This window comes from Streptomyces niphimycinicus, assembly GCF_018883605.1.
Taxonomy (GTDB): Bacteria; Actinomycetota; Actinomycetes; order Streptomycetales; family Streptomycetaceae; genus Streptomyces; species Streptomyces niphimycinicus.
In genome coordinates this window covers 17,488-33,328 of the sequence record NZ_JAHLEM010000229.1, presented here as the reverse complement: position 1 = coordinate 33,328, position 15,841 = coordinate 17,488, and the positions used below count along the sequence as shown (strand labels likewise).

Annotated in this window: 11 protein-coding genes and 1 pseudogene; 3 read left to right on the top strand and 9 right to left on the bottom strand. The window is 71.9% G+C overall.

The features are described from left to right. Positions 1-329: 329 nt before the first annotated feature. The 7 genes and pseudogenes from KN815_RS21235 to KN815_RS21205 form a co-directional block, all read right to left on the bottom strand. On the bottom strand, positions 330-563 hold the full coding sequence (locus KN815_RS21235) for a hypothetical protein (protein WP_216343527.1): 234 nt from the start codon (positions 561-563) through the stop codon (positions 330-332). Beyond that, the gene (locus KN815_RS21230) at positions 544-1,056 is read right to left on the bottom strand and encodes an amidohydrolase family protein (protein ID WP_216343529.1); all 513 of its coding nucleotides are present in this window, start codon (positions 1,054-1,056) and stop codon (positions 544-546) included. The genes KN815_RS21235 and KN815_RS21230 overlap by 20 nt, the downstream gene beginning before the upstream one ends. A 172-nt stretch (positions 1,057-1,228) precedes the next feature. After that, positions 1,229-2,296 (bottom strand): annotated as a pseudogene (gene narH, locus KN815_RS21225) (nitrate reductase subunit beta); the annotation flags it as partial. Between the two features lies 1 nt (position 2,297). After that, positions 2,298-6,023, bottom strand: coding sequence for a nitrate reductase subunit alpha (locus tag KN815_RS21220; protein ID WP_253209140.1), 3,726 nt, complete (start codon positions 6,021-6,023; stop codon positions 2,298-2,300). A gap of 282 nt (positions 6,024-6,305) precedes the next feature. Then, entirely contained in the window at positions 6,306-7,319 is a 1,014-nt protein-coding gene (locus KN815_RS21215) for a tellurite resistance/C4-dicarboxylate transporter family protein (RefSeq protein ID WP_253209139.1), read from the bottom strand. Between the two features lie 265 nt (positions 7,320-7,584). Further along, positions 7,585-10,161 carry an aminopeptidase N gene (gene pepN, locus KN815_RS21210; protein ID WP_216343525.1) on the bottom strand — a complete coding sequence of 859 codons (2,577 nt, stop codon included), beginning with the start codon at positions 10,159-10,161 and terminating at the stop codon, positions 7,585-7,587. 106 nt (positions 10,162-10,267) lie between these two features. Further along, a complete protein-coding gene (locus KN815_RS21205; RefSeq protein WP_050994040.1) occupies positions 10,268-10,609 on the bottom strand; it encodes a chorismate mutase in 342 nt (113 codons plus the stop codon). Between the two features lie 479 nt (positions 10,610-11,088). Here KN815_RS21205 and KN815_RS21200 point away from each other — a divergent pair, with 479 nt between their 5' ends. Continuing rightward, a complete protein-coding gene (locus KN815_RS21200) occupies positions 11,089-11,466 on the top strand; it encodes a VOC family protein (RefSeq protein WP_216343524.1) in 378 nt (125 codons plus the stop codon). A gap of 125 nt (positions 11,467-11,591) precedes the next feature. Here KN815_RS21200 and KN815_RS21195 read toward each other — a convergent pair whose 3' ends face one another. Continuing rightward, positions 11,592-12,389, bottom strand: a complete 798-nt coding sequence (locus KN815_RS21195; RefSeq protein ID WP_216343523.1) for a S1 family peptidase — start codon at positions 12,387-12,389, stop codon at positions 11,592-11,594. Positions 12,390-12,632: 243 nt separating this feature from the next. On the opposite strand from KN815_RS21195, the gene KN815_RS21190 reads away from it, so the two are divergent. Continuing rightward, a complete protein-coding gene (locus KN815_RS21190; RefSeq protein ID WP_216343522.1) occupies positions 12,633-13,520 on the top strand; it encodes a hypothetical protein in 888 nt (295 codons plus the stop codon). A gap of 149 nt (positions 13,521-13,669) precedes the next feature. Further along, positions 13,670-14,137 carry a PPOX class F420-dependent oxidoreductase gene (locus tag KN815_RS21185; RefSeq protein ID WP_216343521.1) on the top strand — a complete coding sequence of 156 codons (468 nt, stop codon included), beginning with the start codon at positions 13,670-13,672 and terminating at the stop codon, positions 14,135-14,137. A 136-nt stretch (positions 14,138-14,273) separates the two neighbouring features. Here the strand turns inward: KN815_RS21185 and KN815_RS21180 are convergent, their stop codons facing one another. Continuing rightward, positions 14,274-15,755, bottom strand: coding sequence for a glycosyltransferase family 39 protein (locus tag KN815_RS21180; RefSeq protein ID WP_216343520.1), 1,482 nt, complete (start codon positions 15,753-15,755; stop codon positions 14,274-14,276). Positions 15,756-15,841 lie beyond the last annotated feature (86 nt).

The following is a 15,841-nucleotide window of genomic DNA, read 5'->3' as shown; positions in this document are numbered from 1 at the left end:
CGCCGGTCCACCGCGGCCGGGCCCCCGGCCGGGAGTGGCCCGCCGCGGTCGGCGGCCCCGTGGGCGAGGGCGTCGAGGACGGTGTCGACCATCGGGCGGAGCGCGCCCGGTCCGCCATGGCCCCCGGCGAGGAGGCGGGCGGTTCCGGATGCGGGCACGGGCATGGGTGTGCCCCTAGGGGGTGTCTGGGAGTCGGGCAGGTGGCAGCGGTCGGGCGGCGGTCAGGGCTGCCCAAACTACTTCGCACACCAACGCTCCGGTCCGGGGTCCGCGGGAAGTGCACCCATACGTGGTACGGCCCGGTCACCCGGATTGATCCGCCCGCCCGGCTACTCGATATACCCGGTGTCGGGGTCCACCTGGCCGAGGAACTCCCGTGCGGAGTCCTCCAGTTGCCGTGTGCTGAGGGAGTCGGCTCCATGGACCCGGGTGGTGAAGCCGTAGTCGGGGTTCGGCCCGGTCAGCCAGGTGAAGTCGTAGGTTCCGGGTTCGTCGGGGCGCTCGGCGACTTCGAACCTCTCCCCGTCGACGGTCAAGGTCCGCTCAAGAGTTTCTCGATCCATACCCGTCAGTCTGCCCCCTGCCCGAACGGACGCCGATACCTGCCCGGTCCAGACGGTGGGCGGTTCGGCGGGCGTCGTTCAAGAGCTCGGAACTGTCGACGACAGGCCGACCGGAATGGATGTGTTCCCGCCCGGCGACCATGACCGTCTCGACGTGCGAGCGGTCCATATGAAGGACGACGGTGCTGTACGGGTCGTGGACGGGGGCCACATCGGGCTGGTCGGCGCGCAGGACCAGGAGGTCGGCCTGTTTGCCGGGGGTGAGGGAGCCGGTGCGGTCGGCCAGGCCCAGGGAGCGGGCGCCGTCGAGGGTGGCCATCCGCAGGATGTCGTGGACCGTGACTCCGGTGGAGGCTCCGTCGGAGTGCTGGGCATGTCGGCCTGCCTGGTAGGCGGCGCGCAACTGGGTGAACATGTCCGCGGAGACGGTGACTTCGACGTCGGCGCTGAGACTGACCGTGAGGCCCGGCCGGGCGAGCGCCGGGGCGATCATCGGAAGGACAACCGCGAACTGCACAGCTACCTCACCGGGCCGATCGCCGCCCTCCCCGGCATCACCCACATCGAGAGCGCCCCCGTCACCCGCACCTTCAAACGCGCCGAACGCACCCTGCGAACCCCGCATATCCCGTAGGGCCCCGTCTCGTTCGGCTCCCAGGACACGACGGCATGGTGCGGTATTCGGGGTGCAGCGGCAGCGCCACCCGGTACCGGGTGATGAGGGCGTGCACCGGGGAGCGCCGGGCGGCTTCGATCCAGTCGTTCGGGATGCCGGAGTCGGCGGCGGCGCGGGCCACGGCGGGGTCCTGGGGGTCGAGGAAGCAGCCGAGCTGTGCCTCGTAGAGGTCCTTCTCGTCGGTGGTGGCGGCGGCCTCGCCGACCTTGTCGGGGTCGTAGAGCATGACGCCGAGGTAGCGCAGCCGTCCCACGCAGGTCTCGGAGCACACGGTGGGTTCCCCGGCCTCGATGCGCGGATAGCACAGGGTGCACTTCTCGGCCTTGCCGCTGCGGTGGTTGAAGTAGACCTTCTTGTACGGGCAGCCGCTGACGCACATGCGCCAGCCGCGGCAGCGGTCCTGGTCGACCAGGACGATGCCGTCCTCGATCCGCTTGTACATCGCGCCGGAGGGGCAGACGGCGACGCAGGAGGGGTTGAGGCAGTGCTCGCAGATGCGCGGCAGGTAGAACATGAAGGCTTGTTCGTACTCCAGCCTGACCTTTTCGCTCATCTTCGCCAGGACGGGGTCGCCGGCGATGTGCTCCGGCCCCCCGCCGAGGTCGTCGTCCCAGTTGGGGCCCCAGGTGACGGAGGTGGGCCGGCCGTCGATGAGGGAGCGGGGTGGGGCGGTGGGCACGTCGTCGCCGAGCGGGGCGGTGGTGAGGGTGTCGTAGTCGTATGTCCAGGGCTGGTAGTAGTCGTCCAGCCGGGGCAGTTCGGGGTTGGCGAACAGCCGGGCGAGGCGGCGGGCCCGGCCGCCGGTGCGGGGCACCAGCTTGCCGCCCTTGAGGTGCCAGCCGCCCTTCCAGGTGTCCTGGTCCTCGTAGCCGCGGGGGTAGCCCTGGCCGGGGCGGGTCTCGACGTTGTTGAACCAGACGTATTCGGTGCCGGAGCGGTTGGTCCAGGTCTGTTTGCAGGTGACCGAGCAGGTGTGGCAGCCGATGCACTTGTCGAGGTTCATGACCATGGCGACCTGGGCCATGACGCGGGGGCCGGGTGGCGGGCGGCGCGGCATGTCAGTACTCCACGTTCTGGGAGCGGCGCCGGATGACGGTGACCGCGTCCCGCTGGTTGCCGGTGGGTCCGTAGTAGTTGGGGGCGAAGGAGAGCTGGGCGTAGCCGCCGATGAGGTGGGTGGGCTTGATGAGGAGTTTGGTGAGGGCGTTGTGCACTCCGCCGCGGCGGCCGGTGGCCTCGGATTTGGGCACGTTCACCAGCCGTTCCTGCACGTGGTACATGAACACGGTGCCGGTGGGCATGCGGTGGGAGACCACGGCCCGGGCGACCACGACGCCGTTGGCGTTGACGGCCTCGATCCAGTCGTTGTCGGATACGCCGACGGCCTGGGCGTCGGGGACGCTGAGCCAGATGACCGGGCCGCCGCGGGCCAGGGTCTGCATGATCAGGTTTTCCTGGTACTCGGAGTGGATGGACCATTTCGAGTGCGGGGTGATGTAGCGGACGGTGACCGTGCGGCCGGTGTCGCCGTCCGCTTCCCGCGGGGCCTCGCCGAGGGCGGCCAGGTCCAGCGGCGGCCGGTAGACGGGGAGTTGTTCGCCCAGCTCGGCGATCCAGGAGTGGTCGAGGTAGAAGTGCTGGCGGCCGGTGAGGGTGTGCCAGGGCTTGCGGTGTTCGGTGTTGATGGTGAACGGCGCGTAGCGGCGGTCGGGAGCCTCCTTGCCGGACCATTCGAAGCTGGCGCCGACCTGGACGGGTCGGGCCTGGGTGTCGGAGAACACCACGCGTCGTTCGGCCACCGAGGCGCCCAGTGCGGTGAGGTCCGAGCCGGGGCCGCAGCGCTCGGCGAGCCGGGCGAACCCTTCGGCGGCGATGCGCCCGTTGGTGGTGCCCGACAGGGCCAGGATGGCTTCGCACAGCTTGGCGTCGGTGTCCAGCAGGGGCCTGCCCTCGGCGGCCCCGCGGGTGGCGGTGCCGCAGCGCTCGGCCAGCCAGGTGGCTTCCGGGTCCGGGTGCACGGTGATGCCCTTGACCTGCATGCCCGCCTGTTGGGCGAGGGGGCCGAAGGCGGCGAGCCGGTCGGCGACGGCGGTGTAGTCGCGGGTCACCAGGGTGACGTTCGGCAGGTTGACGCCCGGTACGGCGGGGGTGCGGCCGTCCCGCCAGTCCGGGACGGTCCCGCCGGGCTGGGCCGTCTCTCCGGGGGTGTCGTGCATCAGTGCGGTGGCGACCAGGTCGTGGGCGGTCTCCAGGCGTCCGGCGGCCAGTTCGCTGAGCTTGCGGGCGAGACCGTGGAAGATGTCGAAGTCGGTGCGGGCCTGCCAGGGCGGGATGATGGCCGGGGAGAAGGCGTGCACGTACGGGTGCATGTCGGTGCTGGACAGGTCGTGTTTCTCGTACCAGGTCGCGGCGGGGAGCACGAGGTCGGCGAAGAGGGTGGTGGAGGTCATCCGGAAGTCCAGCGCGAGCAGCAGGTCGAGCTTTCCGCGGGGCGCCCGGTCCTGCCAGGCGAGGTCGGCCGGCCGGCGGTCCGGCGGAATCTCCTCGGCGGTGGCGTTGTCCTGAGCCCCCAGCAGATGGCGCAGGAAATACTCGTTGCCCTTGGCCGAGGAGCCGATGAGGTTGGCCCGCCAGACGGTGAGCACACGGGGCCAGTTCTCCGGCGCGTCGGGGTTCTCGCAGGCGAACTCCAGCCCACCGGAGGCGAGTTGCTCGGCGACCCACTCCCCCGCCGGGCGCCCGCTCTCCCGCACCCGGCGGCCCAGCTCCAGGGAGTTGGCGGAGAAGGTGGGGTAGGAGGGCATCCAGCCCAGCCGCATCGACTGGGCGACCAGGTCCGCGGTGTGGCGGCCGGTGAACAGTCCCCGGCCGGTGGGGGAGGCGAGCGCGTCCACTCCGTACCGTTCGTAGCGCCACTGATCCGTGTGGAGGTACCAGTACGGGGTGCCGGCCATCTGCCGGGACGGGCGGGTCCAGTCGGCGGCGGTGGCGAGTTGCTGCCAGCCGGTGTACGGGCGCACCTTCTCCTGGCCCACGTAGTGCGCCCAGCCGCCGCCGTTGACGCCCTGGCAGCCGGTGAGCAGCAACAGGGTGAGGAAGGAGCGGTAGATGGTGTCGGAGTGGAACCAGTGGTTGGTGCCCGCACCCATGACGATCATGCAGCGGCCGCGGGTCTTCTCCGCGGTGCCCGCGAACTCGCGGGCGGCGCGGATCACGGCGGCGGCCGGGACCGAGGTGATGGCCTCCTGCCAGGCCGGGGTGGACGGTGCCGAGGCGTCGTCGTAACCGGTGGGCCACTGCCCGGTGAGGCCGGGGCGGCCCACCGCGTACTGGGCCAGGAGCAGGTCGAAGACCGTGGTGACCAGCCGCCCGCCGATCCACCGGGCCGGGACGGCGCGCCGGATGGTGGCGCCGGGTTCGTCGAAGCGGGGCAGTTCGACCTCGGCGGTCTCGGCGCCGGTGGTCCGGTGGAAGGTGAGCCGGGGGGTGATGCCTCGCAGGTCGAGGTTCCAGCGGCCTTCGCCGCCCTTGCTCCACCGGTCGCCCAGGGTGCCGTTCGGTACCACGGGGCGGTCGGTCTCGGCGTCGTGGAGCACCGGCATCCAGCGCCGGGCCGCGTCGTCGGCGTGGGCGGCCAGGCCCGGGTCGGTGGCCTCCAGGTCTGCGGCGGTGAGGAAGGCGCCCGGGGTGCGGCGCCCGTTCCGCTCGGTCAGTTCCACCAGGAAGGGCAGGTCGGTGAAGCGCCGTACATAGTCGGTGAAGTAGGGGACCTCGCGCTCGACGAAGAACTCCTTGAGGATGACGTGGCCCATGGCCATGGCGACCGCCCCGTCGGTTCCGGGGTGGGGGTGCAGCCATTCGTCGGCGAACTTGGTGGCGTCCGCGTAGTCCGGGGAGACCACGACCACCTTCTGTCCCCGGTAGCGGGCCTCGGCCATCCAGTGGGCGTCGGGGGTGCGGGTGACCGGCACGTTCGAGCCCCACAGCATCAGATACGCCGCGTCCCACCAGTCCCCTGATTCGGGTACGTCGGTCTGGTCGCCGAAGACCTGCGGGGAGGCGATCGGCAGGTCCGCGTACCAGTCGTAGAAGGAGATCATCGGGGCGCCGATCAGCGCCATGAAGCGGGCGCCGACGGCGTGGGAGGCCATGGACATGGCGGGGATGGGGGAGAAACCGGCGATCCGGTCCGGGCCGTGGGCGCGCAGGGTGTGGACATGGGCGGCGGCCGCGATCTCCAGGGCCTCCTCCCAGCCGATGCGCACCAGCCCGCCCTTGCCGCGGGCGGACTGGTAGCGGCGCCGCTTGACCGGATCCTCGGTGATCTCGGCCCAGGCGGCCACCGGGTCGCCGAGCCGGTCGCGGGCCTCCCGGTAGAGCTCGACCAGCACTCCGCGGGCGAGGGGGTGGCGCACCCGGGTCGGCGAGTAGGTGTACCAGGAGAAGGAGGCGCCGCGCGGGCAGCCCCGTGGTTCGTACTCGGGGCGGTCGGGGCCGACCGAGGGGTAGTCGGTCTGCTGGGTCTCCCAGGTGATCAGGCCGTCCTTGACATAGACCTTCCAGGAGCAGGAGCCGGTGCAGTTGACGCCATGGGTGGAGCGCACCACCCGGTCGTGCGCCCAGCGTTCGCGGTAGGGGGAGTCCTCCACGGTCTGGTCGGTCCGGTAGACGGCCCGTAGATCCGGGGTGGTCGGGAGTCGGCGGAGCGACGCCCCGGCGGCGAGCAGTCTCTCCGTCACCGCCGAGGCGGTGGCGACGGCCCTTCGTGCTGTGCGGCGCACCACGGTCCAGCTCCTTTGGCTGTGGCTCCGTGCCGTACGGCCGGCCGGGGCCCTGAATCGCATGTCGCGACAGCATCGCTCGCGCATCAGCCGTGTCGTATGACCCGTTTAAGTCGTTTAGCATCACCTGGACCTGTTTTTCCTTGCGGTTTGGCATTGGCATGTCGGACCCGCGTATCGACGGATGTGCTGCGGTGGACAGAAGTTGACGAAGTGTCACCATTGCCTGGCAGGCAAGTGGGGGGCGATCACCATTTCGATGAAGAGCGTCCGCCGGCCGGGCTTTCACATCTCTTGACCCGGCTTCTGGCTTGAATTCGACGCCGGCGGCCGATGCCATCGCGCCCGCACCAGCCCGGCCGCGACCAGCAACCACGCACCCAGCGCCACCCAGACCGTGAGATGTCCGAGGAGCACCAGGCGGTGGACCCCCTCGGCCTCGCCGAGAGCGGCGGTGGACACGGCGTACATGCCCGTGGGGAAGACGATGGTCCACCAGGACGGCTCGTACTCCAGGGGCACCCGATGCAGCAGATGCCGCCAGACCCCGGCGGCCAGCAGCGGTGGCAGCAGGCAGGTGGCCCAGCCCCACAGCGCGATCAGGACGACGCGGATCACCGCCCGGAGCTGGGGGGTGTCGAGCCCCTGGTGCACCAGCCGGGCACCGGCGAGGAGGCTGATCGCGCAGGCCCCCATCGTGATCCAGTAGGGCGGCGACAGTTCCCGGGGCCGTATCCCGAACCGCACCAGCCGGCAGGCGACCACCGTGGCCACCGCCGTGTACAGCAGCACCCCGGCCACCCAGCCGAGCGCTTCGGCGGGCCGGGCGCGTCCTGGTGCCAGCGCGGCCGTGGCCAGGACGGCGGACTGGATCCCCACCACGCACAGGAACCAGGTCCCGTCCGCGCGCCGCACCATCCCGCCCGCGCCGAGCCGGCGCGCCATGAGCGCCCCGCACCCCAGCAGGAGGACGGCGACGGGTACGGCCAGCGCCGGCAGGGCCGACGCGGCCGCTCGCTCAGGCCCCGGGGCCAGCCGGACGGCGAGCACATCGGAGCCGGCGACGAAGGTGAAGAAGCCGAAGAGCCGTCCGGGATTCCGCAGGTCGGCGGCCACCTCGCCCGGGTACCGCACCACCCGCCACACCAGCCCCGCCAGCAGCCCGCTGTAGAGCACCACGGCCACGGTCAGCAGGGCGTCCGAGAGCCGCCGGGCGCCCACCACCGCCAGCCCCTGGGACACGATTCCGGTCGCCATCACTGGGGCGAAGGCACTGGGCGGCAGGTTACGCGCCGTCACCCCGTTCATCGTTCGCAGCACGTCAGCAGGCTGCCATCACACCGGAGTCCGGGTGCCATGACCGGGACGGGCAGTGTGGCGGCGGGGAAGATCTTTGGCCACCGGTTCCCAAGAGACTCCCTGGTCCTGCTTGGTACGCGCTTGAACCAACGCAGACCGTTCCGATAGCCGAGGGGTCTCGGGCCGACCGTGGAAAAGGGGCCACCATGGCGTGAAGACCCACCCCGAAACACCTGTCCCCGGCCCCGGGACGGGCCGGGGGCGGTTACTCCCCCTGCTTCTCCCGTACGTGCAGGGCTCGGCGCAGGTCGTCGAGCTGGTCGGCCAGGCGGCGGCTCAGGGCGGGCAGGGCCTCGGGGTTGGCGAGGCATTCCTCGCCCTGTCGCAGGGTTTCGGCGTCCACGGTGCTCGGGAAGCCGAAGCGGGCGACGGTGTCGGCGATGGCGGGGCCGCGGCGGGTGCCCAGGGCGACGGCGGCCGGGAAATAGCGCGGCACATAGTCGGCGAGGACGTCGTGGTGCTCGGGCTGCCAGAAGCCGGCGACGGTCGCGGTGACCAGGTAGTTGGAGAGCTCGGGCCCCTGGCCGTCCGCTTCAGGGCCGAAGAGGGTCTGCCACGCGGCCTCCTTGGCGGCGGCGTCGGGCAGGGCGGCCCGGCAGCGGGCGGCGCCCTCCTGGCCGGTGGCGCTGGAGTCACGGGCGAGTTCGGCGTCGATATGGGCCGGGCCGACGGCGCCGAGGACGGCGAGCCGGCCGAGGATCTGCCAGCGCAGTTCGGGGTCGAGGGCGGGGCCGCCGGGGACGGTGTCGCCGTCGAGCCAGTCGGTGAGCTCGGCGGGGTCGGTGGCGCTGCCGATGAACGTGCGCACGGCGGCGAGCCGCAGCCCGGCGCCGGTGCCGTCCTCGGTGCGGCGCAGCAGATCGCGGCAGGTGGCGCGGATGGTGGCCAGGGCGGCGGGGCGCCGGTCGGCGGGCAGGTAGCGGTCGGCGATCTGGGTGCGGGCGAAGGCGAGGACGCCCTGGACGATCGCTATGTCGGTCTCGTGCGGCAGATGGGCGCGGGCGGCCTCGAGGAAGTCGGCGGGCGGCAGGTCGCCGTCGCGGACCATGTCGCGGGCGGCGTTCCAGACCACGGCGCGGCTGACGGCGTCGGGGAGGCCGGACAGGGCGCGGTGGACGGCCTTCCAGGAGCCGGGGTCGAGCCGGATCTTGGTGTAGGTGAGGTCGCCGTCGTTGAGGAGCAGCAGATCGGGGCGGGGCCCGGTGAAGGAGAGGCTGAGGGCGGGCTCGGCGCCGTCGAGTTCGGCCTCGACGCGTGTCCGCAGGACCAGTTGGTGCGGGGCGGCGGGCGCGTGGTCGTAGAGGCCGATGGCGATGCGGTGCGGGCGGCGGGTGGGGGCGTCGCCGTCCGGGCCGCCGCCCTGGTGGCGGATCTCGGCGCTCCACCGGTCGCCGTTCGCGGTGACGACGGGGGCGAGGGTGTCGACGCCGGTGGTGCGCAGCCAGCGGTCGGCCCAGGCGTGGACGTCGCGGCCGGAGGAGCGGGCGAGGGAGTCGATGAAGTCGGCGAGGGTGGCGTTGCCGAAGCGGTGCCGGGTGAAGTGGTCGTTGATGCCGTCGAGGAACGTCTTCTCGCCGAGCCAGGTGACGAGCTGGCGCAGCGCGGAGGCGCCCTTGGCGTAGGAGATGCCGTCGAAGTTGAGCCGGGCGGCGGCGGTGTCGGGGACCAGCTCGGGCGCGGGGGCGACCGGGTGGGTGGAGGGGCGCTGGTCGGCGTCGTAGCCCCAGTTCTTGCGGCGGACGCCGAAGTCGGCCCAGGTGTCGGTGTAGCGGGTGGTCTCGGTGAGGATCTGGTAGCCCATGTACTCGGCGAAGGACTCGTTCAGCCAGATGTCGTCCCACCACTTCATGGTGACGAGGTCGCCGAACCACATATGGGCCATCTCATGGGCGATGACCATGGCGCGGGTCTGGCGCTCGGCGTCGGTGACGGCGGAGCGGAAGACGAATTCGTCGCGGAAGGTGACCAGGCCCGGGTTCTCCATGGCGCCGGAGTTGAATTCGGGGACGAACGCCTGGTCGTAGGAGTCGAAGGGGTACGGCTCCTCGAAGATCTCGTGGTAGCGGTCGAAGCAGCGCCGGGTGATGTCGAACAGCTCGTCGGCGTCGGCCTCGAGATAGGGCGCGAGGGAGCGGCGGGCATGCAGCCCGAAGGGGAGTCCGGCGTGCTCGGTGCGCACCGAGTGGTACGGGCCGGCGGCCAGCGCCATCAGATACGTGCTGATGGGCGGGGTGGGCGCGAGCTGCCAGCGGCCCTCCTCGGGGGCGCCGACGCGGGTGGCGATGCCGTTGCCGAGGACGGTCCACTGGGGCGGGGCGGTGACGCGGACGTCGAAGACGGCCTTGAGGTCGGGCTGGTCGAACCCGGCGAAGACGTCGTTCGCGTCCGACATGCAGCACATGGTGTAGAGATACGTCTCGCCGTCGGCCGGGTCGGTGAAGCGGTGCATGCCCTCGCCGGTGTGGGAGTAGCGCATATCCGTCTCGACGCGCAGCTCGTGCTCGCCCTCGGTGAGGCCGGTGAGCGGAAGCCGGCCGCCCGCGAGCGCCTCGGCGGTGTCGCCGGTGAGGTCGAGCTCGCGGCCGTCCAGTACGGCACGGTGGACCGCGGCCGGCGCGAGCTCGGCGAAGGTGTCCGCGCCCGCCTGGCGCGCGCTGAAGCGGATGGTCGTGGTGGAGCCGAAGAGCTCCTCCCCGCGGGTGAGGTCCAGGTCGATGGTGTAGCGGTGGACCTCGATGAGGCGGGCTCGGATCTGCGCTTCCTCGCGCGTCAGTACGGACATGGGGACATGCTGCCCTACGTGCGGCGGGCCGCACACGGGTGGGAAGTGGTCGACCGGGGCGGACGGCCGTACGGGCGCACCGCCGGAGTGCGCCCTCGGGCCGGTGTCAGGAGCGGGCGATGGTCTCGTGGTGCCGGATGACCTCGGCGATGATGAAGTTGAGCAGCTTCTCGGCGAAGCCGGGGTCGAGCTTGGCGCTCTCGGCGAGCTGCCGCAGCCGGGTGATCTGGCGCGCCTCACGGGACGGGTCGGCCGGAGGGAGCCGGTGGGCGGCCTTGAGGTGGCCGACCTGCTGAGTGCATTTGAAGCGCTCGGCGAGCATATGGACCACGGCCGCGTCGATGTTGTCGATGCTGTCGCGCAACCTGGTCAGCTCGTCGAGGACGGACGGGTCGATCCCCTCGGGGTCTCCCGGCGTCGCCGGCCGGCCGGCGGTGTGGTCGCTCATGCTGTGCGTCATGCCTCCCGAGACTACTTTTTCTCGGGGCTCGGTTCCTCTCCGGGGCGCATTGGCCTGCGCTCCGGATGTTTCCGGCCTGCGCAAGCCCCCGCGGCGCCGCGGCACCCTGTGCCGGGCCGGTCGCGGCCCCGGACCGCCCCGACCCCTGTGGGGGGTTTCGGATCCGGCCCTCGAGGGGCCGGAAGGGGGCGGGGCGGTCATGGTGGAGGGCCGCTCCCGAGGCGGTGTCTCCACCGTGGAGGAGTCGCCTGGGCGGGGGGAGGTTCCACTTCCGGATCGACTTTCCCACGGCTCGTACCGGACGGAACCGTGGCGGGCGCGGCCCCTCCAGGTGGAGCCGCTCCCGGGCCGAGCGGTTCCGGGCGCAGCCGTTTCGGGCGGGGCCGTTTCGGGCGGGGCTGTTCCGGGCGGGGCTGTTCCGGGCGCAGCCGTTTCGGGCGGGGCCGTTCCGGGCTAGGGTCCGCGACATGATCGCGACGCTTCAGTGCACCGTCCTTGACTGTCCCGACCCCGCCGCGCTGGCCGCCTTCTACGGACGGATCCTGGGCTGGCGGGTGGACGACAGCGATCCCGAGTGGGCGACCCTGACGGCCGAGGACGGCCGACGGCTGGCCTTCCAGCTCGCGCCGGACCATCAGCCGCCGCGCTGGCCGGATCCGGCGTATCCGCAGCAGATCCATCTGGACTTCGACGTGGACACGATCGAGGACGCGGAGCGGGCGCAGCAGGAGCTGATCGAGCTGGGGGCGACGTTCCTGCATGACAGCGGCGGGGAGCGGTCGGGATTCCGGGTCTTCAACGATCCGGCCGGGCACCCGTTCTGCATCTGCTACGGACAGACCTGACAGACCTGACAGAGCTGAGAGCGCCGACACTGCTCGGAGCACCGACAGAGCCGACAGAGCCGACCGGGACCGGCCCGATGGCCGGATCCCGGTCGGCTCCTGGCGGAGGCGAGGCTGAGGAGGCGTCAGCCGCCGAGCTGGCCCGCGGCCGCCTTGATGTCCTTGGCGAAGGTGCTCACCTCGGTGTAGACGCCGGGCTTGCCGGGCCGCGCGCAGCCCTCGCCCCAGCTCACGATGCCGACCTGGATCCACTGGCCGCTGTCGTCCTTGCGGAACATCGGGCCGCCGGAGTCGCCCTGGCAGGTGTCCACGCCGCCCTGAGCCATCCGGCCGGCGCAGATCTCCTCGCCGGGCACCAGCTCGTCGTACGCGGATTTGCAGGTGGCGTCGTCGACGAACGGCACGGTGGCCTTGAGCAGGTAGCGCTGCTGGCCGCCGCCCTCGACGGCCGCGCCCCAGCCGGCGACGGTGAAGTCGCCCTTGTTGTACGCCGTGGTGTCGGCGATCTTCAGGGTGGGCTGGTTGATCGGCTTGGCGAGCTTGATGAGCGCCCAGTCCTTGCCGGTGCCGTTGTAGCCCGGGGCCTGGAGCACCTGGGTGGACTTGACCTTGACGGCGCTCGAGCTCTGGAGGTCGACGACGCCCGCGGTGGCGGTGATGGAGGTGTTGGCGCCGCTGCCGTCCACGCAGTGGGCGGCGGTGAGCACGATGTCCTGGGTGTAGAGAGCGCCGCCACAGCCCATGGACAGCCGGACCATGAAGGGGAATTCGCCCTGGGCGGCGCGGGTGCCGCCGACGACGGAGGGGCTCGGCTCGGGGCCGGTGGTCGCGGCGCCGGCACTGCCGGGGGTGAGGCTGAAGGCGGCGAGGGCGACCGCGCCGGCGGCCGAGGCTCTCTTGAGGTGCTTCAGGGTCTTCCGCAACGGACTGTCCTTTCGTGGGGGGTTCGGCGGCGCATGTCAGGCTCATGCCAAGCCATAAAATCCGGAAACCTCTCCGAAATCCCATGGATGAGCCGGTAAAACGCCCTGTGATTATGTGGAGCGGGTGAACGGGGTGACAAGGGTCGGTTTTCAGCCAGCGCGGCCTACCCGCCGCCCCGCCGAACGACCGTAAGGTTGAGATGAGACAGGGCTCACGGCTGGCGACGGGCACGGGGTGACGGCGTGGCGGCACCGGGCAGCGACATCGAGCACGGCTTTCCCCACCTGGACACCGTCCGGGCCTCGATCACCGCGCTCTACCGCCGGCTGTCCCGCGACACGGTGGACACCTTCGGGCTCAGCGTGGTCCCCGGCGATGTGGCCTTCTCCGACCAGGACGACCTCTACCTGGGCGTTCAGCGGGTGGCCGGGGCGATGGTGCGGCATCTGCGGCTGCCCGACGCCCGGATGATCGTGAGCTTCCGGGAGATGCGGCATGCGGGAAACGTGGAGCTCGCCGCGGGCCCGGAGTACTTCATCGAGCTCAACTCCCGCTTCAAGAACCACCGTCGGGACATCGGCGCGGCCCTCGCCCATGAGGTCACGCATGTGTATCTGCACCGCCTCGACCTCTCGTTCCCCGGCACACGCGACAACGAAATCCTCACCGACACCACCGCCGCCTATCTCGGCACGGGCTGGTTGCTGCTCGACGCCTTCCGTCAGGACTCGCTTTCCAGCCAGAAACTGGGCTATCTGACGCCGGAGGAGTTCGGCTACGTACTGGCCAAGCGGGCGCTGCTCTTCGATGAGGACCCCTCCCCCTGGTTCACCTCTCCGCAGGCGTACGAGGCGTACGCCAAGGGGCTGGAGCTGGCGCGCCACGACCAGGCCCGGCCGCCGCTCGCCGCCGCCGGGTGGACCGGCCGCCGCCGCTACGCCAAGGACCGCCGGTCGGCCCAGTCCGGCGACCCCTCCCCCACCGGAGGCGACTACGCCTTCGACAGCGGTCCTCCGCTGAGCGTCTCCTTCCCCTGCCCGACCTGCCGTCAGCGCATCCGGGTCCCGGTGCGCGGCCGGGTGCGGGCCCGCTGCGGGCTGTGCCGCACGGTGCTGGAGTGCGACACCTGACGGGACACCTGACGGGACACCTGACGGGACACTGACGGGACATGTCACGCGACATGTGAAACGGCAGCTCACGACAGATCCGACGCGGCGCCGGTCCGGTCCGTGGCCGTGCGGGCCTGGAGTGCGCTCGACGTCGTACGCTCGCCTGCATGAGCCCCTCCATCGCCACCAACACCCGTGTCGGCCTCGACGAACTGCTGGAGTTCGTCCGCCCGCGCCACCGTGCGCTGCTGATGACCCGCCGGGCGGACGGCTCGCCCCAGGCGTCCCCGCTGACCTGCGGAGTCGACGACTCCGGCCGTATCGTCATGTCCACCTACCCCGAGCGCGCCAAGGTGCGCAACGTCAAGCGCGAACCGGCCGTGAGCCTCGTCGTGCTGTCCGACGAATGGAACGGCCCCTGGGTGCAGATCGACGGCGCCGCCGAGGTGGTCGACACCCCGGAGTCCGTCGAGCCGCTGGTCGAGTACTACCGCAATATCGCGGGCGAACACCCGGACTGGGACGAGTACCGCGAGGCCATGCGCAAGCAGGGCAAGTCGCTGATCCGGGTCACTCCCGAGCGCTGGGGCCCGGTCGCCACGGGCGGCTTCCCGGCCCGGCTGGTCGAGAGCTGAGCGCTCCGCTGGAAGTGTCGCGATGCCTCGTCGGCCGGCTGCGGCGCCGTCGTGACTGGTCCCACGCGGCGGAGCCGCACATTGACACAGGCGCGGCGGAGCCGCACATCGACACAGCCCCGCAAGGCGTAGGCGCTCAGCACCGCCCCGCGCGCCCGTAGAGCACGATCCGCATCCCGGTGACGTCCCTGACGGCACAACGGTGGAAGTGCTCGGCGAGCACCTCCCGTTTCACCCGCTCCTGAGGGGTGTCGTCCAGCGGCTGGCCGGGCGGGTCGTTCACCGTGACGATCCGCCCGGCCGTCAGCATCCGGGCCCGGATCCCCGGTGCGGGCAGCTCGATGCCGTGCAGTGTGCCCGAGGGGATCGCGCGCCGGGCCAGCGCCAGCTCCCGCAGCCCCCGGAACTCCTCCAGGCTGGACATGATCGGCTCCCGGCGCCGCGCGGGCAGGAAGAGCACCCCGTCTCCGGGCCGCCCCAGCTCCCGTACGGCGCGCGCGGCCGCGAGGGTGTTGTCGAGCCGGCTCCCCGGGGTCCTCAGGTGGAGCGAGTACGGCAGCAGGGCCGCCACGGCGGCCACCGCCAGTCCCCCGGCCAGCGCCCGAGGAACGGCGACGGTGCGCGACAGCGCGTCCAGCCGGGCGCCGATCAGCAGTGCGAGCCCGACATGGGCGTAGAGCACATACCGGTCGACGTAGAGCGGATGGAGATACGACACCGCCATCAGCGCGGCCGGTGGCAGGATCAGCAGCGCCAGGGCGAGGTCGCGCAGCGGGACGGGCCCCCGGGCGGGCAGTGGTCCCCGGGCGCAGCCGAGGCCGGTCAGGGCGAGCGCCCCGAAGCCGAGCAGTTCGGGCGGGCCCGGCGCGGAGATCCAGTCGACCAGCGCCGCCTGCTGCTGACTGACGATCACCAGCGGTGCCAGCACCACGGCCACCACGGAGGCCGCCTGCCCCCACGCCCAGCCGGACCGCGCGCCCACCCGGGCCCGGTACAGCGCGACGCCGTGCGCGGCGACGGCCAGGATCGCGAACTCGTGCAGCAGACAGGCCAGCGAGGCGACGGCGGCGTATCCGGCCCAGGTGCGCTTGCGGGGCCTGGCCACCGCGCTCAGCAGCAGATGCGTGGCCGCGACGACGGCGGCGCTGACCAGGGCGTACGACCGCCCCTCCTGTGCGTATCGCTGCACCGCCGGGGCCAGCGGGAAGACCAGCCCGGCGATGAGTCCGGCGCGGGGCCCGGCGAGCCGGTGGCCGAGCAGTCCCACCCCGGCCGCGGTGGCGGCCATGGCCAGTACGGAGGGGAGCCGCAGGGCGAGCAGTCCGCCGTCCCAGAGGGCGAAGACGGCGTGCATCAGCAGGTAGTAGAGGCCGTGCGCCACATCGGCGTTGCCGAGCAGATGGCCGATCTCGCCGACGCTGCGGTGCGCGACCTGGTACGTCGTCGACTCGTCCCGCCACATGCTGTGCTCCCGGCGGATCCCCCACAGCCCGAGCGCCAGCGCCAGCCCGGCCGGGGCGAGCGCGACGACGGCCAGGCCGGGGCGGCGGCGCACCGGGGGCGCCGGGTGGACGCGTGGGACGCCCCGGGCGGTGTCGAGGGCGGGCGAGATGGCCATGGGGAAGGGGACTCCGATCGGAGCGGAAGGGTGAGGAGCCGCGGGAGGGCGCGGGAGCCGTGGAAGGGGCGGAAGGGGCGGAACCG

Excerpts from the sequence above, each read along its gene's own strand:
- KN815_RS21180 (WP_216343520.1), bottom strand. The coding sequence starts at position 15,755 with ATGGCCATCTCGCCCGCCCTCGACACCGCCCGGGGCGTCCCACGCGTC.
- KN815_RS21205 (WP_050994040.1), bottom strand. The coding sequence starts at position 10,609 with ATGAGCGACCACACCGCCGGCCGGCCGGCGACGCCGGGAGACCCCGAG.
- KN815_RS21230 (WP_216343529.1), bottom strand. The coding sequence starts at position 1,056 with ATGATCGCCCCGGCGCTCGCCCGGCCGGGCCTCACGGTCAGTCTCAGC.
- KN815_RS21185 (WP_216343521.1), top strand. The coding sequence starts at position 13,670 with ATGAGCCCCTCCATCGCCACCAACACCCGTGTCGGCCTCGACGAACTG.
- KN815_RS21235 (WP_216343527.1), bottom strand. The coding sequence starts at position 563 with ATGGATCGAGAAACTCTTGAGCGGACCTTGACCGTCGACGGGGAGAGG.
- KN815_RS21200 (WP_216343524.1), top strand. The coding sequence starts at position 11,089 with ATGATCGCGACGCTTCAGTGCACCGTCCTTGACTGTCCCGACCCCGCC.
- pepN (WP_216343525.1), bottom strand. The coding sequence starts at position 10,161 with ATGTCCGTACTGACGCGCGAGGAAGCGCAGATCCGAGCCCGCCTCATC.